28 protein-coding genes are annotated in these 23,749 nt (G+C 70.8%); 12 read left to right on the top strand and 16 right to left on the bottom strand.

Annotated features, from left to right (window positions below; translation table 11 throughout):
• Nucleotides 1–151: 151 nt before the first annotated feature.
• The 7 genes from ACLQ2R_RS09070 to ACLQ2R_RS09040 all read right to left on the bottom strand — a co-directional run bounded on the left by ACLQ2R_RS09070 (nucleotide 152) and on the right by ACLQ2R_RS09040 (nucleotide 5,303).
• Nucleotides 152–931: an ABC transporter permease gene (locus tag ACLQ2R_RS09070; protein ID WP_425958916.1), complete on the bottom strand. Its 780-nt coding sequence runs from the start codon at nucleotides 929–931 to the stop codon at nucleotides 152–154.
• Nucleotides 924–1,844, bottom strand: a complete 921-nt coding sequence (locus ACLQ2R_RS09065) for an ABC transporter ATP-binding protein (RefSeq protein ID WP_425958915.1) — start codon at nucleotides 1,842–1,844, stop codon at nucleotides 924–926. The genes ACLQ2R_RS09070 and ACLQ2R_RS09065 overlap by 8 nt, the downstream gene beginning before the upstream one ends.
• Before the next feature lie 5 nt (nucleotides 1,845–1,849).
• The gene (locus tag ACLQ2R_RS09060) at nucleotides 1,850–2,284 is read right to left on the bottom strand and encodes a hypothetical protein (protein WP_425958914.1); all 435 of its coding nucleotides are present in this window, start codon (nucleotides 2,282–2,284) and stop codon (nucleotides 1,850–1,852) included.
• 3 nt (nucleotides 2,285–2,287) lie between these two features.
• On the bottom strand, nucleotides 2,288–2,557 hold the full coding sequence (locus ACLQ2R_RS09055; protein WP_425958913.1) for a DUF998 domain-containing protein: 270 nt from the start codon (nucleotides 2,555–2,557) through the stop codon (nucleotides 2,288–2,290).
• A gap of 149 nt (nucleotides 2,558–2,706) precedes the next feature.
• Nucleotides 2,707–3,852: an FAD-dependent monooxygenase gene (locus tag ACLQ2R_RS09050; protein ID WP_425958912.1), complete on the bottom strand. Its 1,146-nt coding sequence runs from the start codon at nucleotides 3,850–3,852 to the stop codon at nucleotides 2,707–2,709.
• A gap of 16 nt (nucleotides 3,853–3,868) precedes the next feature.
• Nucleotides 3,869–4,873 (bottom strand): NAD-dependent epimerase/dehydratase family protein, encoded by a 1,005-nt coding sequence (locus ACLQ2R_RS09045; RefSeq protein ID WP_425958911.1) that lies wholly within the window; start codon nucleotides 4,871–4,873, stop codon nucleotides 3,869–3,871.
• 118 nt (nucleotides 4,874–4,991) lie between these two features.
• A complete protein-coding gene (locus ACLQ2R_RS09040) occupies nucleotides 4,992–5,303 on the bottom strand; it encodes a CocE/NonD family hydrolase (RefSeq protein WP_425958910.1) in 312 nt (103 codons plus the stop codon).
• A gap of 220 nt (nucleotides 5,304–5,523) precedes the next feature.
• On the opposite strand from ACLQ2R_RS09040, the gene ACLQ2R_RS09035 reads away from it, so the two are divergent.
• From ACLQ2R_RS09035 to ACLQ2R_RS09025, 3 genes are all read left to right on the top strand, one after another.
• Entirely contained in the window at nucleotides 5,524–5,982 is a 459-nt protein-coding gene (locus ACLQ2R_RS09035) for a GbsR/MarR family transcriptional regulator (protein ID WP_425958909.1), read from the top strand.
• A gap of 80 nt (nucleotides 5,983–6,062) precedes the next feature.
• Nucleotides 6,063–6,929, top strand: coding sequence for an alpha/beta fold hydrolase (locus ACLQ2R_RS09030; RefSeq protein WP_425958908.1), 867 nt, complete (start codon nucleotides 6,063–6,065; stop codon nucleotides 6,927–6,929).
• Between the two features lie 163 nt (nucleotides 6,930–7,092).
• On the top strand, nucleotides 7,093–8,448 hold the full coding sequence (locus ACLQ2R_RS09025) for a TrkH family potassium uptake protein (RefSeq protein ID WP_425958907.1): 1,356 nt from the start codon (nucleotides 7,093–7,095) through the stop codon (nucleotides 8,446–8,448).
• Nucleotides 8,449–8,621: 173 nt separating this feature from the next.
• On the opposite strand, the gene ACLQ2R_RS09020 is transcribed toward ACLQ2R_RS09025, so the two are convergent.
• Both ACLQ2R_RS09020 and ACLQ2R_RS09015 read right to left on the bottom strand, forming a co-directional pair.
• On the bottom strand, nucleotides 8,622–9,914 hold the full coding sequence (locus ACLQ2R_RS09020; protein WP_425958906.1) for an ArsB/NhaD family transporter: 1,293 nt from the start codon (nucleotides 9,912–9,914) through the stop codon (nucleotides 8,622–8,624).
• Complete coding sequence (locus ACLQ2R_RS09015; RefSeq protein ID WP_425958905.1) at nucleotides 9,911–10,354, bottom strand: CBS domain-containing protein; 444 nt, start codon at nucleotides 10,352–10,354, stop codon at nucleotides 9,911–9,913. The genes ACLQ2R_RS09020 and ACLQ2R_RS09015 overlap by 4 nt, the downstream gene beginning before the upstream one ends.
• A 101-nt stretch (nucleotides 10,355–10,455) precedes the next feature.
• On the opposite strand from ACLQ2R_RS09015, the gene ACLQ2R_RS09010 reads away from it, so the two are divergent.
• The 3 genes from ACLQ2R_RS09010 (at nucleotide 10,456) to ACLQ2R_RS09000 (ending at nucleotide 11,875) form a co-directional block, all read left to right on the top strand.
• On the top strand, nucleotides 10,456–10,728 hold the full coding sequence (locus ACLQ2R_RS09010; protein ID WP_425958904.1) for an ATP-binding cassette domain-containing protein: 273 nt from the start codon (nucleotides 10,456–10,458) through the stop codon (nucleotides 10,726–10,728).
• The gene (locus tag ACLQ2R_RS09005) at nucleotides 10,698–11,018 is read left to right on the top strand and encodes an ATP-binding cassette domain-containing protein (protein ID WP_425958903.1); all 321 of its coding nucleotides are present in this window, start codon (nucleotides 10,698–10,700) and stop codon (nucleotides 11,016–11,018) included. The genes ACLQ2R_RS09010 and ACLQ2R_RS09005 overlap by 31 nt, the downstream gene beginning before the upstream one ends.
• A 332-nt stretch (nucleotides 11,019–11,350) precedes the next feature.
• Nucleotides 11,351–11,875: an NUDIX domain-containing protein gene (locus tag ACLQ2R_RS09000; protein ID WP_425958902.1), complete on the top strand. Its 525-nt coding sequence runs from the start codon at nucleotides 11,351–11,353 to the stop codon at nucleotides 11,873–11,875.
• Nucleotides 11,876–11,953: 78 nt separating this feature from the next.
• Here the strand turns inward: ACLQ2R_RS09000 and ACLQ2R_RS08995 are convergent, their stop codons facing one another.
• A complete protein-coding gene (locus tag ACLQ2R_RS08995; RefSeq protein ID WP_425958901.1) occupies nucleotides 11,954–13,021 on the bottom strand; it encodes a hypothetical protein in 1,068 nt (355 codons plus the stop codon).
• Nucleotides 13,022–13,234: 213 nt separating this feature from the next.
• Between ACLQ2R_RS08995 and ACLQ2R_RS08990 the strand changes: the two genes are divergently transcribed.
• Together ACLQ2R_RS08990 and ACLQ2R_RS08985 are read left to right on the top strand one after the other, a co-directional pair.
• Nucleotides 13,235–13,663, top strand: coding sequence for a MarR family winged helix-turn-helix transcriptional regulator (locus ACLQ2R_RS08990; protein WP_425958900.1), 429 nt, complete (start codon nucleotides 13,235–13,237; stop codon nucleotides 13,661–13,663).
• Nucleotides 13,653–14,168, top strand: a complete 516-nt coding sequence (locus tag ACLQ2R_RS08985; RefSeq protein ID WP_425958899.1) for a hypothetical protein — start codon at nucleotides 13,653–13,655, stop codon at nucleotides 14,166–14,168. The genes ACLQ2R_RS08990 and ACLQ2R_RS08985 overlap by 11 nt, the downstream gene beginning before the upstream one ends.
• 70 nt (nucleotides 14,169–14,238) lie before the next feature.
• On the opposite strand, the gene ACLQ2R_RS08980 is transcribed toward ACLQ2R_RS08985, so the two are convergent.
• Nucleotides 14,239–15,183, bottom strand: a complete 945-nt coding sequence (locus ACLQ2R_RS08980; protein WP_425958898.1) for an acyltransferase domain-containing protein — start codon at nucleotides 15,181–15,183, stop codon at nucleotides 14,239–14,241.
• Nucleotides 15,184–15,539: 356 nt separating this feature from the next.
• Between ACLQ2R_RS08980 and ACLQ2R_RS08975 the strand changes: the two genes are divergently transcribed.
• Nucleotides 15,540–16,073, top strand: a complete 534-nt coding sequence (locus ACLQ2R_RS08975) for a Pycsar system effector family protein (RefSeq protein WP_425958897.1) — start codon at nucleotides 15,540–15,542, stop codon at nucleotides 16,071–16,073.
• 228 nt (nucleotides 16,074–16,301) lie between these two features.
• Nucleotides 16,302–16,643, top strand: a complete 342-nt coding sequence (locus ACLQ2R_RS08970) for a VOC family protein (RefSeq protein ID WP_425958896.1) — start codon at nucleotides 16,302–16,304, stop codon at nucleotides 16,641–16,643.
• Between the two features lie 107 nt (nucleotides 16,644–16,750).
• On the opposite strand, the gene ACLQ2R_RS08965 is transcribed toward ACLQ2R_RS08970, so the two are convergent.
• The 5 genes from ACLQ2R_RS08965 to ACLQ2R_RS08945 form a co-directional block, all read right to left on the bottom strand.
• On the bottom strand, nucleotides 16,751–17,113 hold the full coding sequence (locus ACLQ2R_RS08965; protein ID WP_425958895.1) for a nuclear transport factor 2 family protein: 363 nt from the start codon (nucleotides 17,111–17,113) through the stop codon (nucleotides 16,751–16,753).
• 133 nt (nucleotides 17,114–17,246) lie between these two features.
• Nucleotides 17,247–18,488, bottom strand: a complete 1,242-nt coding sequence (locus ACLQ2R_RS08960; protein ID WP_425958894.1) for a CynX/NimT family MFS transporter — start codon at nucleotides 18,486–18,488, stop codon at nucleotides 17,247–17,249.
• Between the two features lie 416 nt (nucleotides 18,489–18,904).
• Nucleotides 18,905–19,795, bottom strand: coding sequence for an ATP phosphoribosyltransferase (hisG, locus tag ACLQ2R_RS08955; protein WP_425958892.1), 891 nt, complete (start codon nucleotides 19,793–19,795; stop codon nucleotides 18,905–18,907).
• 22 nt (nucleotides 19,796–19,817) lie between these two features.
• Nucleotides 19,818–20,522, bottom strand: a complete 705-nt coding sequence (locus ACLQ2R_RS08950) for an SDR family oxidoreductase (RefSeq protein WP_425958890.1) — start codon at nucleotides 20,520–20,522, stop codon at nucleotides 19,818–19,820.
• Entirely contained in the window at nucleotides 20,509–21,174 is a 666-nt protein-coding gene (locus ACLQ2R_RS08945) for a phosphoribosylaminoimidazolesuccinocarboxamide synthase (RefSeq protein WP_425958889.1), read from the bottom strand. The genes ACLQ2R_RS08950 and ACLQ2R_RS08945 overlap by 14 nt, the downstream gene beginning before the upstream one ends.
• Before the next feature lie 266 nt (nucleotides 21,175–21,440).
• On the opposite strand from ACLQ2R_RS08945, the gene ACLQ2R_RS08940 reads away from it, so the two are divergent.
• Nucleotides 21,441–22,685, top strand: coding sequence for an aminotransferase class III-fold pyridoxal phosphate-dependent enzyme (locus tag ACLQ2R_RS08940; protein WP_425958888.1), 1,245 nt, complete (start codon nucleotides 21,441–21,443; stop codon nucleotides 22,683–22,685).
• A complete protein-coding gene (locus ACLQ2R_RS08935) occupies nucleotides 22,682–23,743 on the top strand; it encodes a Gfo/Idh/MocA family protein (RefSeq protein ID WP_425958887.1) in 1,062 nt (353 codons plus the stop codon). The genes ACLQ2R_RS08940 and ACLQ2R_RS08935 overlap by 4 nt, the downstream gene beginning before the upstream one ends.
• Nucleotides 23,744–23,749: the final 6 nt, after the last annotated feature.

The raw sequence follows: 23,749 nt of genomic DNA, 5'->3' as shown, positions 1-23,749 counted from the left end.
CGATTGAGCAGTTCCTCAAACACCTGGCAGGCTTGGCCGGCCCCCCTCAGACCGGGGGTCATCTTCACAGGTGGCGAGGTGGTTGTCTCAAGTGAGGCGCAGGCTGCCCCGGGCCTTGGGGCCAGATGACTGACAGCAGCATCGGTTCGGGTCAGCGGTCGTGGTCGGCGTTGCGCCACCACGCGAGGGTCGCTGCCACGCCGGCTGCGCCGGTGGCCAGGACGAGCAGGATGCCGGCCGGGCCTGGCGGGTCGTGGCCGGGCCCGGTGATGCCCGCGTACAGGCCGGGGACCGAGTAGGGGAACCAGGCGCCGAAGCCGAGCGCGGCGATGATCTGGGCGGCGAAGGCCAGCACGAACAGCACACCGACCGCCGCCAGGTAGCCGCGGCCGATGCTGGCGGCCAGCGCCAGCGGTGTGGTCAGCACCGCCGACAGCGCGGTGGCGACCAGGATCTTCGCGATACCGGACGCGATGGCCTGCGTCGACCAGCCGGGCAGGGCCAGCAACGCGCCGAGCAGCAGGCCGCCGGCGATCGTGCCTGCGGCGAGCAGCAGGGCCCAGGCGGCGGTGAGGGTGAACTTGGCGGCCACGATGGTGGTGCGGGAGGTGGGCAGGGCGAGCAGGTCCTTGGCGGTGTGGTCGCTGAACTCGCGGCCGAACACCCAGATGGCGATCATGCTGTAGACGAGCAGGCCGCCCACGGCGACCGCTTGGGCGAGCAGGGCCAGGTAGCCGGGCCAGTCGGCGCTGGCGCCGGACAGCTGGGCCTTGTCGCCGAGCAGTCCCAGCGCGCGGGCGCGGGCGGGGTCGGCCAGAATGAACATGAACAGCCCGCACACGAGGGTGACGAGGGTGAAGGCGAGCACGGTGAGAGCGGGCAGGCGGCTGCGTCGCGCTTTGAGCAGTTCGCTCCACAGCGCCTCACGCATGGTCGGCTCCGACGATGCGCAGGAAGTAGGCTTCCAGGTCCTCTTCCACCGGCCGGAGTTCGGTGAGGGGCACGCCCGCTTCGATCAGGATGGCGGCCACCTCCTCGGGCCGGGCCAGGGCGCGCGCGTCGGCCAGCAGCAGGCCGGGTTCGGGGTGGTAGCCGTGATCGCGCAGCACCCGGCCGGCTGTGGCGTCGTCGCGGGTGCAAACGTGTAGGTGGCGGTGCCGGTGCTGGTCCAGGCTGGTGGCGTCGTGTTCGGCCAGCAGCCGGCCCTGGTGCAGGATGGCGATGCGGCCGTTGAGGCGGGCGACTTCGGCCAGCAGGTGGCTGGAGATCAGCACGGTGGTGCCGTGCTCGCGGGCCAGGCCGGTCAGCAGGGCGCGGATCTCCACCACGCCGGCGGGATCAAGACCGTTGACGGGTTCGTCGAGGATGAGCAGGTCGGGGCTGTGGATGAGGGCTTTGGCCAGGACCAGGCGCTGCAGGTTGCCCATCGACAGGGTGCGTGCGCGCCGAGCGGCGTAGGCGGTCAGGGCCAGCCGTTCGATGATGTCCTCGACGTGCTGGCCGGGGTGTTGGAGGCGGCGCAGGCGGGCGTACAGGTGCAGGTTCTCGCGCACGGTCAGCTCCGGATAGGCGGCCGGGGCTTCGACCAGGTAGCCGGTACGGGCCCAGGCCGAACGCTGCCCGGCCGAGACGGCCGCCCCGAGCACCCTCGCCGATCCGCCGGTGGGGGCGATCATGCCGAGCAGAATGCGGATCAGTGTGGTCTTGCCGGCCCCGTTGAGTCCCAGCAGGGCGTAGATCTGGCCCGCGTGCACGCTCAGGTCGACGTCGTCGACCGCCAGGACGCCGGGATAGCGCTTGGTCAGGCCGCACACCTCGATGACCGGGGCCCCTGCGCTGTTCATCGGCGTCATCGCCGGGTGATGAGCATGAACAGCGCCCAGATGAGCAGCGCGCCCTGCAGGATGATGTCGCGCCAGGCCAGCCGGGGTTCGGCCTGGATGGCGTAGGACATGGTCTTGATCGGCGTGATGGGCGGCGCTGGCGCCCGGTCCGGCGCGAGCGGCCGGGTGAAGCGGTGGAAGAGCACCTGGGTCAGGGTGAGGCCGACCAGCAGGCCGGTGATGAAGCTGAGGTGCTCCAGCCCGACGGCGGCCAGCAGTGCGACCAGGGTGATCATGAGCAGCAGCAGGATGTCGTCGAACCAGCGCAGGAAGCCGCCGCCGTCGTGCACGGCGGCGATGCGCTTGATGCGGGTGGCGTACGGCACGGCGAGCAGGGTGGCGAACTTGATCAGCGCCTGCAGGATGTACAGGCCGAGCAGGATCTTCAACGTGATCTCCATCGCTCACGCCTCCACGACGGTGTTCGGGCTGCGCAGGCGGGCACCGGCGGCGATGATCCAGGCGAAGCCGACCAGCAGGGCGGCGTGTTCGAGCAGCCCGCCGATCACGAAGTTGACCGTCTGAAGCCAGCCGCGCTCACCGGTGCCGAGTTGGCTGGCGTCGTGGCGCAGCAGGCTGTAGCCGGGCCGGGTGGCACCGGCGGTAAGGATCAGGGCTGGGACGAGCACGCCGACGGCGATGCCGCAGGTGAGCAGGATGGTGGTCGGGCGCATCGGGCAGTGGCCTCCTAGCTCCGCGATCATTGATCGCGGGCCGACCAGACTTCCCGGCTCTCCGACACCCGCGCCCCACAGGAAGGGCGCGATCTTTGTTGCCTGGAATGTAACACCTGGCCGCCCGCCCGGCCAGGTGCCCCCAACCCTTAGCCCTTGATGAAGCGGCGGATCATGTACCGGCGGACAGGGGGCAGGGCGGCCAGCCGCAGCGGCAACTGGCTCAGCCACAGCAACACCGGGTTGGTGGGGGCGTAGACGCCTTTGACGCGGCGGCCGAGTTTCTGCTTGCGTTCGGCCTCGGGCCGGAGGGCCGCCTCCCAAGCTGCCAGCGCCGCGGGAATGTCGCCGGGGCGGGCGGCCAGTTCGGTGCCGAGGCGATCGGCGCCGCCGACGGCCAGGGCGGAGCCGTACCCGGCGAACAGAGTGACGCACCAGGCGGCGTCGCCGAGCAGCACCACCCGGCCTTTGCTCCACGACGGTGCGACGACCTGGCTGATGGTGTCGAAGTAGACCGAATCGGCCCGCGCCAGCCCGGTCAGGACGTCGGGGATGACCCAGCCGAGGTCGCCGTAGACGCGCCGCAGTTCGGTGGCCACGTCCTCGCCTGGCCGGGCGTGGGCGGTACGGTAGCCGAAGAAGGCGACGTTGCGCCCGTCGGGAATGCTGATGACCGCGACCGTGCGGCCACCGCAGGACAGGGTGCCGGTGGCGCCGGGCGCGATGGTGGCAGGGCGCCGGTCGAGCATGTAGACGGCCACCTTGTGCTCCAGGTCGAGCAGGAAGTCCTCCTGCGGGCCGAACAGCAGGGCGCGGGTGGCCGAGTGCAGGCCGTCGGCGCCGATCAGGAGGTCGGCTTCCTCGATGGTGCCGTCGGTCAGGCTCACGCGTACGGCGCGCTCGTCTTGGTCGACGGTGGTGAGGGTGGTGCCGAAGCGGATCTCGGTGTGGCTCTCGACCCTCTCGTACAGGACGGCTTCGAGGTCGCCGCGCAGGATGGTGATGGAGCGGGGGCCGGTGACGGCGGCGATCGTGGCGCGATCCAGAGAGAAGCGGCGTTCGCCGTTGGGTTTGTGGTAGACGAGTTCGTCGGTGACGAAGCCCTTGGCGAGCAGGTCTTCCACAATGCCCATGTGTTCGGCGGCGTCGTAGCCGATGCCGCCGAAAGTGACGGCGTAGCCGCCGCCGCGACGGGCGGGGGCGCGTTCGACGATGAGGGTTTCCCAGCCGGTCTGGTGCAGGCGCAGGGCGGTGGCCAGGCCGGCGATGCCGGCTCCGATGATGACGGCGCGCATGAAAGTCGTGTCCTCCTTAGTGGGAGAGCTGGTCGAGCAGCCGCTGTTCAGCGGCGGCATCCAGCCAGGTGTCGGGGGAGGGCGCGTCGGCGCGGGGGGCCGGGTCGCCTTCGGCCTGCAGCCAGGCCCAGGTGTCGGCGAGGGTCTGCCGGAGCGGGCGCGTGGTGAGTCCTTGGGCCAGGGCGGCGCTGACGTCGGCGTCGTGCATGCCGCTCGGCACGCTGCCGTCCGGCATGCGCAGCCCGAACTCCATGCCGAGCGGCAGGCCGTACTCGCCGAGCAGGTCCGGCTCGGCCCACACCAGTTCGGTGTCGAAACCGGTGACCTGCAGCGCGGTGGTGAGCAGGTCGCCGAGGGTGATCGCGCCAGGTGGGCCGGTCACGGTGAAGGTGCCGCTCAGGCCTCGTTCGGCCGATCGGAGCATCCAGGTGGCCAGATCCCGGACGTCGAGGTACTGCAGGGGTGTGCCGGCGGGGGCGGGTGCCAGGACGCGCCCGCCCTTCTCCAGGCGGCGCAGCCACCAGGGGATGCGGCCGACGTCCTCGTATGGGCCGAGGATCATCCCGGCTCTGGCCAGCAACGCGCGTCCGCTGAAGGATTCGAGGACGGCGAGTTCGCCGCCGCGCTTGGCGACGGCGTAGTCGGCGTCGTCGGTGCTGGCGGGGTCGCCGTCGACGAGCGCGGCGTGCTCGTCTGCGTGCGCGGGCCAGGGCCAGCGGTGCACGCCGCGGCTGGAGACATACCCGTAGTGGCCTGCGCGATCGGCCAGCAGTCGGGCGGTGTCGCGCACCACGCGCGGTGCCCAGGCCCGGGTGTCGATGACCGCGTCCCACTCCTGGCCCGCGAGGGCCTGCCGTACGGCCTCGGGGTCGGTGCGGTCGGCGAGCAGCGCCCGCACGCCGGGTGCGGGGTCGCGGCCGAGACCGCGATTCAGCGTGCTCACCTCGTCGCCGTGCTCGAGCGCGGCCTCGACGATGGCGCGGCCCACATGGTGAGTGCCGCCGAGGACGAGCAGTTTCATGATGCTCCAGGGGTGAGGGGCAGCCAGAGGACTGGCGGGTGCTGGCGGTCGTGGAAGATCTCGCGGTCGGACGCGTTCAGGTCTGTCCCGCTCGCGAGGGGCTGCCGGTGCCGGCGCCTCAGGTGGCCAGTTCGCCGCCGAGCCACAGCTGGGCGCGCGGCCAGCTCAGCGTGCCGTCGGCGTCGGCCGGGTCGATGACGAACCCGTCGAAGCGGCCACCGGAACCGGCCGTGCCGCGCAGGCTCCGGTGCAGCACCTGGTAGCCGTGCTCGGCCGGCAGCGCAGGGAGCCGGTCCAACGCGTTGCCGCGGCCGTACGGTCTGCGCAGCAGCACCAGAGGCGGACGATGCTGCCCGGCCGGGTGGTAGTGCGTGGCCGGCAGCCGTACATCGTCGGCGGCCGGGATCTCCCCATCGCGCCGCCCCCGCATCCGGTGACGCGGGGGGAGGGGGGCACGCCGTACAAGCGGCTGAGCAAAGTCATGGCCGGTCACCTTCCTGGCGACGTAGATGAGCTGTCACATCGCCGACCAGGCTTCCCGGCACACCATCGAGCCTCTCGGGAGAGGCCGACGCAAAGGACTATACCGAATTTTCAGAAATTTCTGAACACTCCGGATATTCGATATTCTGCTTCTGCGAGGAGGCTATGTGAACGACAGGCATGAGCAGTGGCAGGCGGCCGAACGGCTGGCGCTGACCCTGATCGAAGGCGGGCTCCAGCGCATGTCCGCACGCACCCTGGCGATCTTCCTGTTCACCGACCAGGACAGCGTCACCGCCGGCGAGATCGCCGAGCGGCTGAAGGCCAGCGCGGGCTCGGTCTCGGGCTCGATCAAATCCCTGCTGACGGTCGGCCTGATCGAACGTCTGCCCTCACCCGGCAGCCGCCGGGAGCACTACCGGCTGCGCGACGACGCCTGGGCCACCCTGTTCACCAGCCAGAACACCGTCATCCAGACCATGCTCCAGGCTACGGCAGCCGGGATCACCGCCACCAAGGAGGGCGACCCCGCCCATCAGCGTCTGACCCAGATGCGCGCCTTCCACGAGTTCCTGCTCGGTGAACTGCCCGCTCTGCTGGACCGCTGGCATCGGCAGAGCGGCTGACCCGATCCACCGCTCCGCCTGATCAGGGTCATCGATAGACGGTTATGTCGCCGATGACGGGCATGCGAACATGGCGATCCATGACGATCGTGGAGCGCGAGACGGCCACCGCCTACCTGGCGGAAGGGCTGGTGGAGTATCGCCTGAAGGGTGAGAGCCCCGAGACGGTCGTGATCTTCCACGGTGGTCACATGCGGGCCGCCCTGGCCCTGGGCGAGGAGGTCTTCACCACCTCGGGCCCCTCGGGCCATCAGGTGCTCGTCCCCTCCCGCCCGGGATATGGGCGCACCCCTCTGGTCACCGCCACCACGCCCGCCGCCTTCGCCGACCTCACCGCGCGCCTGTGCGACGAACTGGGCATCGAGCGCATCGCCGCGGTGGTGGGCATCTCGGCGGGCGGGCGCACCGCCCTGACCATGGCCGCCCGCCACCCGGACCTGGTGTGCCGGGTGATCTTACAAAGCGCGGTCGGTTTTGGCCCCTGGCCCGACCGGCGCACCCGCCTGGCCGGCCGCCTGGCGTTCGGCGCCCGCGCCGAAGCCGCCACTTGGGCGGCGGTACGGCTGCTGATGCGCGCGGCGCCGCGGGCGGGGTTGCGGTTGTTGCTGCGTGATCTGTCCACCCGGCCGGTCGGGCAGGTCATGGCCGGCCTGAGCGAGCACGACCGGGCCGAGCTGGTCGCGTTGTTCACGCTCATGCGCTCAGGGGAGGGCTTCGTCAACGACATGCTGCCCGTGCCCGACTGCGCCGGGCAGGTCACCCAGCCGACCCTGATCATCGCCAGCCGCACCGACCGCTCGGTCCCCTTCGCCCACGCCGAGTCCCTGGCCGCGACCATCCCGCGGGCCGAGCTGGCCGAAAGCCGCGCTGACGGTCACATGATCTGGTTCGCCCCCGACTACCCGACGATCGCGCGCAGGATCAAGGATTTCCTCGCCACGGCCTGAACATCTGCGGCGACTCTTCTACCCCGCAACCGAATGGCAACGGATGAGACACCACCCCAGGCTCACCGTTCCGTTCCTCCTGGATCCTCCGAAGGCCCAGTAAGGCGAACGTGGTGACCCCAGCGAGGAGCGGGTATGGCCTGCGCGGCAAGATGACCGGGTGATGCATCGCTTTGCCTCCCAGGCCCTGCTGGACCGGTTCCAGCACCCGGCCCAGGTCATCGTGACTGCGTTCGCCGCCGCCGCGGCGGCCGGCACCGGTCTGCTGGCCACCCCGTGGGCGGCCGAGTCCGGCGTCGAGCCCCGGCTGATCGACGCGTTGTTCACCGCGGTCTCGGCGGTGTGCGTGACCGGGTTGGTGACCGTGGACACCGCCAGCCACTGGTCGGCCTTCGGCGAGGTCGTCATCATGGTGCTGATCCAGGCCGGTGGCCTGGGCATCATGACGCTGGCCACCTTGTTCGCGATGATGATCTCCGGGCGGATCGGCCTGCGCGCCCGGATATGGGCCCAGGCCGAGACCAAAACCCCGCAGCCGCGCGATCTGCGCCGGGTGATCGGCAATGTGGTGCTGTTCACCCTGGCTTGCGAGGCACTGATCGCCATCGCGCTCGCCGCCCGGTTTGCCATCGGCTACGGCGAGCCGCCCGGCCGCGCCGCCTACCTGGGCCTCTTCCATGCCATCTCGGCGTTCAACAACGCCGGTTTTGGACTGTGGCCCGACAACCTGATGCGGTTTGCCACCGACGCGTGGATCTGCCTGCCGATCGCCGCGGCCGTCGTCGTCGGAGGCCTGGGCTATCCGGTGATCTTCGAGCTGCGCCGCTCCTGGCGCCGGCCCAAACGGTGGTCGGTGCTGACCCGCATCACCGTCACCACCACCTTGGTCCTGCTGGTCGCGGGCTTTGCGGTCTTCACCATCACCGAGTGGGCCAACCCCAAGACCCTCGGCCCGATGGGCGTGGGCGCCAAGCTGCTGGCCGGCTTCTTCACCGGCGCGATGCCGCGCACCGCCGGATTCAACAGCCTCGACATCGCCGCCATGTACCCGACCAGCTGGCTGGCCACCGACGTTTTGATGTTCATCGGCGGCGGCAGCGCCGGCACCGCCGGCGGCATCAAGGTCACCACCTTCGCCGTGCTGGCCTACATATTGTGGGCCGAGCTGCGCGGCGAGACCCACGTCAACGCCGGCCACCGCCGCCTGGCCGCCACCGTGCAGCGCCAGGCACTGGCCATCGCCCTGCTGGGCCTGGGCCTGGTCATCATCGCCACCTACGCGCTGCTGGCCCTGACCCCGCACGGTCTGGACAAGGTGTTGTTCGAAGTGGTCTCGGCGGTCGCCACGGTGGGCCTGTCCACGGGCATCACCGCCGACCTCACCTCAGCCGGGCAACTCATCATCACCGCGCTCATGTTCGCCGGCCGGGTCGGCCCGGCCACCTTGTTCTCCGCGCTGGCGCTACGCGATCGCACCCGCCGCTACGAACTGCCCGAGGAGAAGATCATCGTCGGCTGAACCGCCCACCCCGCAGTTCCCCATCACCTCGACCTGCGCATCCACCCCGAGCCCGTACCAAAGACCGCCTTTTCAGCCGCGATCATTTCCCGGAAAGACCTCCTCGCCACCAGGTGAGCGTTCACCCAGCCCCCGGCCTGCGGCTGCGGCCCACACCAGGCCGGCCGGGGGGTTCACATCAGGTAGCGCAGCCACAGGTAGGGCGTCACCAGCGCCACCGTGACGAAGGCGACGACGAGGCCGTACCTGGTGAACTCCCAGAAGCTGATCGGGGTGCGGTTGCGGGCGGCGATGCCGATGATGACGACGTTGGCGGCGGCGCCGACGGCGGTGGCGTTGCCGCCCAGGTCGGCGCCGAAGGCCAGCGCCCACCACAGCACCTGCGCCTGGTCGTTGCCGCCGTTGGCCTGCACCAGGTCGGCGACGATCGGGCTCATCGTCGCCACGTACGGGATGTTGTCCACGATCGCCGAGATGCCGCCCGAGGCCCACAGCAGGCCGATCGCGGTCAGCCCCAGCCGGCCCTCGGTCGCGCCGACCGCGGCCTGGGAGATCTGGCCGATGACACCGGTCTCGACCAGGCCGCCGACCATGACGAACAGTCCCATGAAGAACACCAGGGTGGGCCACTCGACCTCGGCGATGGCCTGCTCGGTGGTGACCTTGGTGGCCGCCACCAGGACCCCGGCGCCGAGGATCGCCACCACCGAGGGCTCGTAGTGCAGCACCGGGTGCAGCACGAAGGCGGCCATCACCACGGCGAGCACGATCAGGCTCTGCCACAGCAGGGTGCGGTCGGCGATGGCCTCGCGCTCGTCCAGGGCCATGATGCCGGCGGCGCGTTCGGGATCGTAGACGAACGCCTTGCGGAACAGGATCCGGCACAGGCCGACGAACACCACGACCAGGACGACGACCATCGGTGCCATGTGCACGAGGAAGTCGTTGAAACTCAGCCCGCCCCGGCTGGCGATGATGATGTTGGGCGGGTCGCCGACCAGGGTGGCGGCCCCGCCGATGTTGGAGGCCATCGCCTCGGCGATGAGGAACGGCACCACCGGCAGCGCCAGGCGCTGGCACACCAGGAACGTCACCGGCGCGATCAGCAGCACCGTGGTGACGTTGTCCAGCAGCGCCGAGGCGAGCGCGGTGATGAGCACCAGCAGCACCATCAGCCGGAACGGGCGTCCCCTGGCCCGCTTGGCCGCCCAGATGGCCAGGTACTCGAAGACCCCGGTCTGCTTCAGCACCCCGACGATGACCATCATGCCCAGCAGCAGGAAGATGACGTTCCAGTCGATGCCGCTCTCGGGGGAGAAGAACGCCGCCTGCGCGTCGCTGGCGTGGACGGCCAGCATGATCCCGGCTCCGCCGAGGGCGGAGGCGACCCGGTGGATCCGCTCGGTCGCGATCAGCGCATAAGCGCCGAGGAAGACCGCCACCGACAGCCAGGCCAGAGCCGTCACGACTCCAGCACCCCGTCCATGAGCGCCTGCAGCGTCACCGCGCCGAGCAGGCGGCCCTGGTCCACCACGGCCACCAGCGGGCTGTGGGTACGGGCCATCAGCGCGGCGATCTCCAGCACGGTGGCGTCCGGGTCGGTGACCGGTAACTCGCGCGGCGTGGGCGGCAGCGCCTGGCGCACGGTCTGGTCGGCCACGTCGCGCAGGAAGGCGTCGGCGTGGGCCTCGTCGATCACCCGGGCCAGCGCGGGGTCGTCCTGGCAGTAGCCGGGCACCGCCAGGGCCAGCACCTGGGTGCCCGCCAGGATGCTGAGCGGCAGCCCGCCGGGGTCCACCACGATCAGGCCCGGCAGGTCTTGGTCGGCCAGCAGCCGGGCGGCGTCCAGGACGGAGGTGTCGAGGGTGACGGTGGGGAAGTCGGCGAGCAGGTCGCGAGCACGCATGAGGGCCCTTCCGGGGTCGACGGCAGAACTGCCGACCAGACTTCCCGGCTCACCTTCGACGGACCCTATCAACGATCGCCGATCCGAGAGAGGGTGGGCCGGTGTCCAGCATCGAGGCGAGCGGCCTGACCAAACGCTACGGCCGGGTACTCGCGGTCGGCGAGGTCTCCTCGCGGGTCGAGCCGGCAGATATCTACGCCCTGCTGGGGCTCAACGGCGCGGGCAAGACGACCCTGATCCGCATGCTGCTCGGCATGATCACCCCCACCGGCGGGACGGTTAGCGTCCTGGGCGCCGCGGTCGGGCTCGGTGAGCGCTCGGCCTGGGCTCGAACCGCTACCTGGTGGAAGCGCCCGCCGCCTATCCCGAACTGACCGTCCGGGAGAACCTGGAGGTCGTTGCCCGGCTGCGCCGCATGCCCGGCCATGTCGGCGACGTTGTCGACGTCATCGACCGTCTGGCTCTGACCCCTTACGCCGACCGCCGCGCCCGCACCCTGTCCATGGGCAATCCGCAGCGCCTGACCCTGGCCAAGGCCCTCATCGGCCGGCCCGACCTGCTCATCTTGGACGAGCCCGTCAACGGCCTGGATCCTGACCAGGTGTGCGAAATCATCAGCTCGCATCGCCGCCTGTCCGGATTCAGCCGGCGCAGCCAGGAGTGAGACCGCGCCTCGGCCCCCGGAAGGTGGCGGCTGCGCGGAGCGGGCCGCGACGCCCGCTACCTCACCCGCAAACTCATCGCCCACCGCTCCCGGGCGCGCTTATAACGAAGGGGGCTTCCCTGGTTCTCCGCTATCGAAAACGTCCGACTACGCGCGGCAACACACCAACCGCGATTCCCCTCTCTCAGCAGAGATGCCGGAGAAACAGTCGAAGGGGCGACCGAACCGAGTTCGGCTCGTACTGTCACCTTGAATGACGTTCGGTCGCCTTGGTTAGACAGCTATCTAATTGACAGTGCGCAGGTGGGAGCGGCACCCCACTGCCAAGTTCGATGGCCCCAGACACGGTGGTTGTCCGAGGGTCCTGTCCGTCTCGCTGGGATGCCGGCCCCGCTGCGACGCGGCGCACTCCTCAGATCCCCATGGGTCAGAATGTGCCGATGACGATGTCCGCTGACGACTCCGGTCCGGCCCGGATCGTGACGGCCGTTCTTCGCGACGGCGATCGGGTGTTGCTGTGTCATCGAAGCGCCGGACGCCGTTGGTATCCCGACGTGTGGGACCTGCCGGGCGGTCATGTCGAGGAGGGGGAGGATCCGAAAGAGGGCCTTGTCCGCGAGCTTCGGGAGGAGCTGGGAATCATGGCATCGGAGCCGTCCGGCCCGCCGATGTGCGAGATCCGGGCCGCGACGTTCGACATGCGGATCTGGTTGGTCGACAGGTGGACCGGAACACCCGTCAACGCCGCGCCTGACGAGCACGACGCCGTGGCGTGGTTCGGGACACCCGACCTTGACGGCCTGCGTCTCGCCCACGAGTCGTATCTCCCGATGCTCACCGCCGTGCTCGTCACGTGACGTCGCCCCGGAGGCCGGGGTGGACGCTCACCGGCGGATCCGCGTACCCGCGGCATGGTCTGGATCGCCGCAGGCGGCTCAGCGGCGGTGGGCCCAGATCACCCCGCTGTCGCCGGAAGATGTCGCACCGACCGCCCAGACGGAACGGGTCCCCGGCTGAGCGGCGAGGTCACGGACGGACGCGTGCCGGTTCGGCGGAGCCGGAAAGGCGCCGGACTCGACGCCGTCGGCGCCGATGTGCAGGAACCCGCTGCCGCCGCCCCCGGCGGGGTGGACGACCCAGGCCCCGCCCCCGCCGTCGGGCTCCGCCTGGGCACGGGGCTGGATGCCCGGTTCGCCGCGGACCTCGAAACCGAAGCCGCCCAGGTAGCCCGACAGCAGCAGGGTCTCGCCGCAGAAGGAGCGCCTCGCACCGCCGCACGGCCAGGCGATCCAGCCGACGGCCGTCACCCGGCCGGTCTCGCCGTCGACCGCGACATCCGTCAACTCCGAGATCTGGTCCGGGCGCGCGGACGGAATCGCGGGAAGCGCGACCATACGCCAGGCCGTGCCGCTCCAGCGGGCCAGAGCCGCCCTGCCCCGCGCCGAGCCCGACGCCCACTTGCCGTCGATCCCTTTGACCACGATCGGCGTGTCGACCTTGCGCCACACCGACCCGGTCAGGCGCCGCAGCGTGGACCGCGCCTTCCACCCGGCGCCACCGGCCGCGGAGAACGTGTTCGCGTTCTCGACGACCCACAGGTTCTCACCGATGGCGTACGCCCGATCCACCCGGCCGTGGCGCCATCGCTTCACCTGCCAGCGCCTGCCGTCCCACCGGGCGTAGCGCGACGCGCCGAACGCCCAGACCCTGGTGTCGGACGCCGACGTCAGCCGCTTCACCCGGAAGCCCGGCCCGGTGACCTGCCTGAAGGCGGACCGGCCGCCCTTGAGCAGGAGCGGCCGGGCGCGACCCGATCCGCGATCCGGGCGCCTCGTCCCGGCGACCCAGACCGCCCCGCCCGGCGTCACCGTCACCGCGTCGTAGGAGTCACGGGACTGGTCGTGGACGACGCCCCACCGACCGGCCGGTGCCACGGCGTGCGCGTCGGCGGATCCTGCGGTGACGAAGAAGGCGACGGCCGCAGCCGTGCCGCGAAACAACATCCCCATAAGAGGAAGACGCGCCTCTCGGGGGAAAGGTTCGCACCCGGCGAGGCGGGGGCGAGATCCGGACCTGCCACTCCACCGGCCCGGGTGCTCAGCGGTGATCCTGAGGCTCGACGTGACGGTGAGGGGCCAGGGAGGAGAGTCGGGTGGTGATGATCCCCGGCGGTCATCTGGTTGTTCCATGCAACCATCTGGTTGTATGGTCGAACCATGGCGGATGATCGCGAACTTCAGGAGGCCGTAGTTCGCTTCGTGCGGGCCTTCGGCCTTCACCGGCCGGACCGGACGCCCTGCGGGCAGCCCCTCCCGGCCTCGGAGGCCCACGCGCTGGGCGAGCTGGGCAGAGAGGGCGCGTTGCGGCAGAGCGAGCTGGCGCACCGGCTCCGGCTGGAGAAGAGCTCCACCAGCCGGCTGGTCACCCAGCTCATCAACCGTGGCTGGGCCGAACGGACCCCCGCGCCCGACGACGGGCGCGGCGTGCTGGTCCGGCTCACCCCGGACGGGGTGCAGGCCGCGGCCCGGCTGGCCGAGGCCAGGGCGAAGCGGTTCTCCGCCGTTCTGGAGCGTGTCCCCCAAGGCGAGCGTGCCGACGTGCTGCGCGCCCTGACCATCCTCACGGAGGCTGTCGATGAAACGTGAAAATCGGCGCGTCCAGGCGTTCGTCGCGGCGGTTGCGCTCGTCGTCGTGGCCGCGACGGCGTACGTGCTCACCGGCCGCGACGAACAACGGACGCCGGCCGCCCGGCAGGCCGAGATCGCGGCCAGGGGCCGGGCGGTGATGCCGTTCGACCTGGAGCGCACCACACACCGCTTCGCCGGGTCGGCCACCGGCGGCGTGCAGACGGTCACCTCCGAGGATCCGGCCGACACCGAGCAGGTCACGCTGATCCGCGAGCACCTGGCCGCCGAGGCGGCGAGGTTCGGCAAGGGCGACTACGGCGACCCCGCCTCCATCCACGGCGCCGGCATGCCGGGCCTGCGCGAGCTGGAGGAGGGCCACGACCGCATCGCCGTCCGCTACGCCGAACTGCCCGCGGGTGCCCAGATCACCTACACCACCTCCGACACGTCCCTGGTCACGGCGTTGCACGCGTGGTTCGACGCCCAGGTCGCCGACCACGGCCGGCACGCCGAACACGGCTGAACGGCCCCCGAACGCCTCGTTCTCCGCCGAATCCACGTATTCACCTCATACCTGGCTGGGGACCCGGGGACTACATCGGGAAGTGGCCGCGGCGGATCCGCCAGTGGCGGCCGGCCTTCAGGTGGTCGGCGATCGCGCGCTGGAGCACGGTGCGGCGCGGCAGCCGGTCGAGCGGCGTGGTCAGGGTACGGAACACGAACCGCAGCACCTCGACGTCGGCGTCCAGCCCTTCCGGCTCCTCGTACGGCTCCAGCTCGAACCTTCGCTGGAACCGGACGATGTTGGAGTCCTCGGGCAGGTACTCCAGCAGTTGCGGGTCCAGCAGCCACGAGCCACAGGCGAACGCCGTGTGGCGCTCGCCGGGGAAGTGGCGCGGGAAGAACGCGCGGGCCTCGTCGAGTGACGCCGTGACCGCCTCCGGGGTCATCGGCCCCGACTCGGGGATGTGCAGGTCGACGGTGGTGCCGCCCCGGTGGTGCTGCAACCGGCCCAGCTCGTAGACGGCGCCGCGCGCGTGCAGCGTCAGCCAGCTCTGCATGACCGGCCAGCCCTCGCCGCGCATCCGCCGGTCGACGGCGAGGTTGCGGCCCAGGTCCGCGAGGGTCGCCCACGACACGGCGTCGGCGATGCCGTGGTCGCGGTGGTACTGCGTGACGACGTCGACCAGGGCCAGGTACGCGTACACGTAGAGGTGCCGCCAGGCGGGGCTCCGTTCGCGGGGCAGCTCCGGACCGGGCGGCAGCCAGTCGCTTCCCCCGAGATCGGCGCGGACCAGGGCGATCGAGCGGTCGAGCAGCCAGCGCAGCTCCGGAGTCCACAGGGGGGAGCCGGGGTCGGGCCAGCCCGCCATGATCTCGGCGGCGTCGTCCGGCGGCACCGCGAGCCGGTCGAGGATCGCGGGCGCGTCGGCCCTGGCGGGCAGCGGGGCCGACGGCAGGTCCCCGGCGAGCCGGTGCACGCGGTCGACGTCCTCGACGGGCACCCCGAGCCGGGCGGCGACGGCGTCCAGATCCACGCGGGCGATCCTACCGGCCGGTGGGTTCGTCCCTCCAGCGCCGATTCCTTCGGCGCGAGCCGCGACGGCACGAGGCGGGACATCGCCCGCTCGACCCGCCCGGGCAGGGCGGAGCGAGAAGACCTCCCCGGGCACGGGGGACGCGTCCGGCGGTCAGCCCGCCCCGCCCCGCGGAATCGGGACGGCGTCTCCCCGGAACGGCGGCAGACCTGTTCGTTACCGGCCGTTGATCACATAGAGTGCCGTTCAAAGGCTGTCGGGAGCGTTGGTCATGAATCGGTCCCCGACACCCTTCGCCATCTTCGCAGCCGGATGATTCAAGGTTCGCTCACCAGGGGGCACGGGTGTTCCGGTGGATGACCAGGGCGGCCGTGTCCGTACCGCCGCCTAAGGACCGTGACGCGCAGGCGCGTGCCCACGGTGTCCGGCTGTTCACCGAGGCCCGCGAGGAGCTCAGCCGGGCGGACACGAAGGCGCAGGTCCTTCTCGGTGTCGCGGGGCTGGGCATCGGCGCGGTCGCCGGTGGCCTGATCGCGGGCAACTGGTCACCGCTGAAGCTGCACGCGGGTCTGCAGTGGCTGTGGTGGACGGGCGCGGTGTGCGCGCTCGCCGCACTGGTCTGCCTGGCGGGCGCGGTCTACCCGCGCATCACGAAGCGCGCGCTCGGTTTCACCTACTTCGGCGACATCGGCCGGTACGGCTCCGCCGCGGAGATCGCCAAGGCGCTGCGCAGGCACGACGACGAGGACCTGACCGTTCTGGCCGAACAGATCCGGGCGGTCAGCGTGCTCGTCACCAGGAAGTACCTGCTCATCCGGTGGGGTTTCTGGCTGCTCCTCGCCTCCATCGGATCGACGGTCGGCTCGGCGGTGATCCAGCTGGCCCTCTGACCCGCTCGCGTGGAGGAGGTGGAGAGCATCAGCTCGACACTGGCGCTGATCGGACGTTTCACGGAGAGCGACATCGCCACCGACTGGTTCCTGGCGCGGCACTCGTGCCTCCGGCGCATCCCCTGACGGTGTCGGGCGCCCGGTCACCCGGGTGCCGGACGAGCCGGGCATACGCGACGCGGGGACGGCCGTTTCGCACGGGAAACGGGGATTCCCTAGGATCGCGGCATGGCTCTCGACCTGTACGCCGGGATTCCGGTCACCGAGTACGCGGCGGCCCTGAAGTGGTACGAGCGGCTGCTGGGCTCCCCGCCGACGTTCGTCGCAGGGGACACGGAGGCGGTGTGGGAGCTCGCGGAGCATCGGTCCGTGTTCGTCGAGCAGCGGCCCGAGCGCGCCGGTCACGCCATGCACACCGTCTTCGTCGACGACTTCGACGCGCTCGTGGCGCGGATCGCCGAGAGGGGTCTCGAACCCGCGGAGCGGGAGACCTACTCCAACGGCGTGCGCAAGGCCGTCTATCGGGACCCGGACGGGAACGAGATCGGGTTCGGCGGCGCCCCCCTGTGATCCCGTGGCCCTCGCCGTTCCCGACCGGGCGATCATCCGGCTGATCCCGGACGCGAACCTCCTCACCGTCGACCCCGTAGCCGATCGGGGGCGGTGCGCGCCTCCCGTCAGGCGCCGTAGAGGGGAGCGAGGTCGACGAAGATGCGGTAGTCCGTGATGAGGCCGTCGTCGCGGGTGCGCCAGATCGACACGGCCACGACGGCGGACTCCCCGCCGTCGAGCCGGCGGTAGGTCACCTCGGTCTCGGCGATGACGTCGGCGCCCACCTGCCAGCTCCGGACGATCCGGTGCCGCAGGCCGCCGATGGTGGCGTAGAACTCCCGCAGCCCCGCGGCGACGGCCTCGCGTCCCGCCATCGGCGCGGCGTTGCCGAACACCAGCGTGGCGTCCTCGGCCAGCAACCGTACGAACTCGTCGGGGTCGAACGAGTCGACCACCTGGAAAACGCGTCGTGCCGCGTCGTCGGTCATACCGATCCTTTCTCGCACGGACGGGATCACCGATGGCGACGATACGGGGCGAGGGGGGACGCGCAACTGTCGCGAGGGTGAGGATCCACCGGCGGACCGGCCGGCCGGGACGTTCGCCGTCGCCGGGCGTTCGCTACCGGTGCCCCGCCGAGACCCCGTCCTCCGTGCGGCCGGCCGGTCCGCCGGTGGATCGGCACCGGCGGCCGGCCAGCAGCAGCGCGCCGACGGAGACGACGATCCCCGCGGCGATGACCGGTACGAGGGCCGGGAAACCGGCCCCGGCGGCCACCGCGCCGAACAGCGGGGGGCCGAGCAGCGACCCGGCGCTGCCCGCCTGGGCGACCACGCCGTTGCCGACGTCGGCGTGGTCGAGGCGCTCCAGCACCAGGGGGAGGGCGGCGAAGACGAGGGCCGCCAGGAACCCGTTCTCGATGGAGATGATCCCGGCGCCGGCCAGCACGGTGGCCTGCGAGGCGCCGCCGCCGTACACGAGCCAGGCGGCCGGCACGACGAGCAGCCCGAACAGGGCCAGGACGCCGACCGGCGCGCCCCGGCGCAGCAGCACGCCCACGGCCAGCCCGCCGAGTACGCCGAGCAGTGAGACCGCCGAGGTCAGGGCGCCCGCGGCGGCGGCCGAGCGCCCGTACTGCTCGACGAGGAGCGTGGGCAGGAGCACGATCACCGGAATGGTCGTCAGCGCGCTCAGGCAGAAGGACGAGGCGAGAACCGCGGGCCACGTCAGCGCCCGTGCCCGGGGGACCGGCCCAGTGGCCGCCTGCCCGGTGGGCCCGTGCGGCAGCCGCGCGCGGACGACCAGCGCCATCGCGAACGTCAGGCCCGCGATCAGCGCGATCCAGCCGCGCCAGCCCAGGGCCGAGCCGAGCGCGCCTCCGGCCAGCGTGCTCGCCCCGAGGCCCACCGGGACGAACGTGGCCCACAGCGACAGGGCCGCGCCGAGGTCGCGCCCGGCGGCGAGGCGGATGATCAGCGCCGGGCACGAGATGCTGACCAGCAGGTATCCGACGCCCTCGACGCCGCGGGTGACCAGCAACGAGGTGAAGTCGCCCGTCATCACGCCGGCCACGCTCGCGGCCGCGATCAGGCCCAGGCCGGTGACCAGCGACCTCTTCGCGCCGTAGCGGCGGATCAGGTATCCGGCGGGCAGGCCGGCGACCGCCCCCACACCGACGACCGCCGACATCACCCAGCCCAGTTGCGACAGCGACAGCGACAGCTCGGCCGCCACCGCGGGCCCGATCGAGGCGAACTTGCCGAGACCCATCGCCGCGACGACCCCGCCGAGGTAGACGACGACGATCGTCCCCCATGGCGAGCGTCGCCGTGACCTCTCGTCCTGCTCCGAGGTGTCTGACATTGACCGCGATCCCATGACCCTCCTTCGCGCGACGGCGGGCCGGGCCGGACACCGGTCACGGCGTCGGGGAGGCGATCAGGACCTCGGAACGCCGGGTACCGGCCCGTCGTCCACTCGATCGGACGCCGGCCCGCTTTTCCGGGCACTTTCCTGGCTCGATCATCACTTCCCTGACATGACGCTTCAACCGTATTTGAATGAACTAGTCATGAAAGGTCGGTCGCTCGGGGAAGCGGCGGGGCGTTCGCGGGGTGGGCCGGGGCCGGGTCGGCGAGGTGTCCCAGACGAGGACCCCGGCGCGGGGCAGCCGGGGTCGGAGGCCCGTGAGGTGTTCAAGGAGAGGACGCCGGTGCGGGCGGGCCGGGGTCAGGCGGGCGAGGCGTTCGAGGTGAGGTGTCGGCGCGGGCGGGCCGGGGTCAGGCCGGCGAGGTGTTGGAGGCGAGGATGCCGATGTCGGACTCGGTGACGTCGACGGCTCCCGCCGACATCAGGACGTCGATCGTCCCGGGGACGTCCCCCCTGCGCAGCACGCCCTGCAGGACGACCATGCTCTCGTCCGTCAGGCCGGGACCGGTGCGCCACGACCGTCCCGGCATGGCGCGGGTCACCTCGGGGAGGTGCTCGGCCGGGGCGCGGACCGTCAGCAGGACGTGGGCGGGACCGGCCCAGGCGGCCTGCAGCAGCCGGGCGATGTTCCGGATCACGCCGCGCCTGCCCTCGTCGGCGTGGGCGGCCGGGTTGGCGATCAGTTGCGCGCCGCACGTCCGGACGGTCTCGATGATGCGCAGGTTGTTCTGCCGGAGCGAGGCGCCCGTCTCCACGACGTCCACCATCACGTCGGCCAGCTCCGGGATCTTGGCCTCGGTCGCGCCGTAGGAGACGACCACCTCGGCCCGCCTTCCCGCGGCCTGGAAGAACCGGCGGCCGATGTTGGGGTACTCGGTGGCCACGCGCACCCCGTCGTCGAGGTCCCCCACCGCGGTGGCGGGATGGTCGGCCGGGACCGCGAGCACCAGCCGCCACGGCCTCTCGCTGTGCCTGGAGTAGTCGAAGGACGTCACCACCTCGACCAGGGCACCGCTCTCCTCCACCCAGTCGGCGCCGGTCAGTCCCAGGTCGAACAACCCGTTCCCGACCACCGACGGGATCTCGCGCGGCTTGTAGAACGCCACCCGGATCGTGTCGGCGTAGTCGATCGTGCCGCGGTAGGAGCGCTCCGAGGAGCGTCGTACGTCGAGTCCCGCGGCCTCGAAGAGGCGCAGGGCCCGCCGCTCCAGCGAGCCCTTCGGCAGGGCGAGGGAGATCATGTGATTCCTCCTTGGCCGGCGACTACACGTGCAGCAACCGGTCGATGCCGATGATGGGAGGCTCGGGCAGGCCGGAGGGGCGTATCTCGATCTCTCCCACCACGAGGTCGCTCGGCCAGGTGTCCACGATGGTGCCCACGCAGCGGGCGATCGACCGGATGCTCATCTTGTTCGGCGACTCGTCGCCGTCCAGGTTGGCGATGGCGCCGGGCGAGACGAGGCAGGCGCGGACCCCGTTGCGCCGTTCCTCCAGCAGCAACGTCTCGATCAGCGCCTTCAGCCCGGCCTTGGTGGCGCTGTAGGCGGCGCCGCCCTCGAAGTACCGGGTGGCGGCGTGGCTGCCCATCGCGACGAAGACGCCGCCGCTCGCCCTCAGCGCCGGCAGGACGGCCTTGAGGAGGTGGAAGCCGGCGCTGAGGTTGATCGAGACCAGCCGGTCCCAGTCGGCCTCGTCCAGTTCCGCTATCGGGTCGAGGACCCGGTCGACCGCGTTGGACACGCAGACGTCGAGACGTCCCGCCTCCTCGAGCACCCGGCCCGTGGCCTCCCTGATCTGCGCGGGGTCGGCCAGGTCGCACCGGTACTCCCCGGGGAGGTCCTCGCCCGAGGGCGTGCGGTTCAGGGAGAAGACGCGGTAGCCGCGTTCGCGCATCTCCTCGGCGATGGCCCGGCCGCTGCCGCGGTTGGTGCCGGTGATCAGGGCGACCCGGGCGTCAGGCGATGACATCGAGGATGCGGCTCCACTGGCTCACGATCTCGTCCCCTCCGACGCCGTCCCGGAACAGGTCCTTGTCCAGCGGGGACCCGTCCTGGTGCCGTACGCGCATGCAGTCCTGGGAGATCTCGGAGATGACGGTCAGCTCGCCGCTCTCGGTCATGCCGAAGATCAGGCAGAAGTCCCACACGTCGAGCGGGTGCAGCCACGACCGCAGCACGTCGTTGACGGCGAGGGAGCGCTCGCGCATCTCCTCGACCGGCAGCCCGAGGGCCCGCAGGTAGTCCTCGCCGATCGGCTGGTCCTCGGGGTCGCACCGGTAGTCGAACTTCACGACCGGCCGGGGCAGGGGCGCGCCGTCCTCGAACAGGCCCGGGTACTTGCGGGTGGTCGATCCGGTGGCCCTGTTCTTCACGATGACCTCGAAGGGCGGGGCCGGGCAGTAGTCGGCGATGTAGTGGTCGGGGGAGACGCGCTCCCTGAAGGCGCACGCGACCCCGGCGGCCGTGATCCTGGCCGCGGCCCTCTCGTAGAAATCCAGGCGCAGGGGACCGGTGCGCTCGACGATCTCGTCGCGCTGGTACGTGAAACTGCGCAGGCTGGGGATTATCTGTACGAGGCATCGCCCGTCGGGCAGGATCCACAGGCGCTTGCTGCGCCCCACGATATTCGGCTCTGTCGTGGCAGCGATATCGAGGACCGGAATTCCCTCTTGCGATCCGTAATCCACATCGCCTCCATATCGGCGTTCATGTCCTATGTCGGCCGGTCTGTCACCAATGCCTCCCACACCTTCATATGCGATCCGCGAGCCTGTCAAGGCGACATATGCCCTGGAAATAAGGATAGTTGACGCCCTCACAACGTGCCTGTACGGTCCTTGAGATTAAGCACTAGATCAAACTGGTAAGACCGGGCGGGAGCAGATCGTTGTCGCAGAACGAGCGGATAGCTCACTCGAAGATCACTAAAAAGTTCAAGTCCTCAGGTCGTCAACTCCTCTTCTCACAGGGCAGGGGAGGCGAGGTCTCGGACGCGAACGGCATGACGTACATCGACTTCGTCATGGGTTACGGACCAGTGATAATCGGCCATGCCGATGACCTTTTCAACGAGCTCCTCCGCGGTTACCTCGACAACGGCGTCATGATGCCGGGCTACACCACCTTCCATCAGGAGTATCTCGAGCGGCTTCTCGGTGCCCGCCCCGGAGACCGCGGCGCGTTCTTCAAGACCGCCTCCGAGGCCGTCACCGCCGCTTTCCGGCTCGCCGCCATGCAGACCGGCCGCCTCGGCGTCATCCGCAGCGGTTACGTGGGCTGGCACGACGCGCAGATCGCCAATTCCCTGAAATGGCACGAGCCGCTGCACTCCCCCCTTCGGGAAAGGCTCAAGTACACCGACGCGATGCGCGGCATCGGCGAATCCGAGGTCGCCCTGAACTGGGTCGACCTGCGCCTGGAATCACTCGCGGAATTACTGGAACGGCACCGGGGCCAATTGGGCTGCTTCGTCTTCGACGCCTACCTGGCGTCGTTCACCACACCCGAGGTGCTGCGCGAGGCCGTCACGATGTGCCGCGACGCCGGCATGCTCACCGTCTTCGACGAGACCAAGACCGGTGGCCGCATCTCCCCGCTCGGCTACGACCACGACAACGCCATCGGCTCCGACCTGGTCGTGATCGGCAAGGCGCTGGCCAACGGGGCGCCGCTGAGCATCCTGGTGGGCAACGCCGAACTGCTCGCCCACGCAGAGAGGGCCCGGCTCAGCGGCACGTTCTCCAAGGAGATGATCGCGGTGTACGCCGCGCTCGCCACCCGGGACATCCTCGAGAAACCGACGGGGGACGCGCCGGACGGCTGGGCCGAGATCGGCAGGATCGGCACGGAGGTGGCCTCCGTGCTCACCGCCGCCGCCGGCGAGGCCGGGGTGGGCTCCCTGGTCGGCGCCCGCCCGGTGCTCGGCGGGGGGATGTTCGAGCTGGTCTACCACGACGACGCCCTCCTGGGGGACAAGGACCGGCGCGAGGCGCTGCTCGGCGCGCTCACCGGATCCGGCATCCTGCTGCTCGAAGGACACCCCTCCTTCGTGAGCCTCGCGCACCGGGGCATCGACTGGACCGACCTCCACGACAGGGCCCGCCGTGCCTTCGACGAGTGGAGCGCGTCGTGACCGAGCCCCTGCGCCTGGCCCTGATCGGCTGCGGCCGTCAGATGCAGCAGAACATCTTCCCCTTCCTCCAGCGCATCCGCGGGCACCGGATCGTCGCCTGCGTCGACCCCGACCTGTCCATGGCCGCGGAGCTGCGCTCCCTGATCGGCGACGTGGCCTGCGTCGACTCCGTCGACTCCCTCGACCTCGACACCGTGGACGGGGCACTGCTCGCCGTCCCGCCGGAGCCCTCCTACCGGCTCACCCGCCAGCTGGTGGAACGCGGCGTCGACTGCTTCGTGGAGAAGCCGGCCGGCCCCTCCACCACGACCCTGCAGGACCTGGACGCCGTGGTGCGCCGCAGTGACCGCCACGTCCAGGTGGGCTTCAACTTCCGCTACGCCGAGACCCTCCAGCGGCTGCACGAGCTGAGCGCGGACGCCCGCAGGACGCCCTGCTCGGTGACGATCGACTTCTACAGCCGCCATCCCTCGGTCCCCCAGTGGGGCGTGGACACGACCCTCGAGGCGTGGATCAGGCACAACGGGGTGCACGCCCTGGACCTGGCCCGCTGGTTCACCCCCTCTCCCGTCGTCGGGGTGAACGCGCACGTCATCCCCGGCGACTCCGACCGCTTCCAGGTGAACCTGGTGCTGCGTCACCACGACGGCTCCCTGACGACGTTGCGGATGGGCAACCACGTCAAGCGTTTCATCGTGGGCGTCACCGTGCAGGGCATGGACGGCAGCCGCTACAGCGCGCCGTCCCTGGAGCGGGTGACGCTGGAGCTGTCCGACGGCGTGCCGTTCGGCCAGGAGCTGCACAGCACCCGCAACCTCGACCACGGCTGGGGGCGCAGCGGGTTCGGTCCCGAGCTGGAGGCCTTCGTCGTCGGCTGCCGCGCCAAGCGGGCCGGCCAGGGGCACACCCTGTCCGGCGCGCAGGAGGTGCCGTCGGTCGCCGACGCGCTCGCGGCGTCGGCGTTGTGCGACCTGACGATGGACGAGCTGTACGCCCCCGGCGGGAACGGCTTCGGCTTCGTGACCGATCCGCTCAAGGCCGGGGCGCGGGTCGGATAAGTGATC

Source organism: Streptosporangium sp. DT93 (assembly GCF_049844535.1).
Classification (GTDB): Bacteria; Actinomycetota; Actinomycetes; order Streptosporangiales; family Streptosporangiaceae; genus Streptosporangium.
The sequence above is the reverse complement of the archived record's forward strand: the minus strand, read 5'-3'. Positions and strand labels throughout refer to the sequence as shown.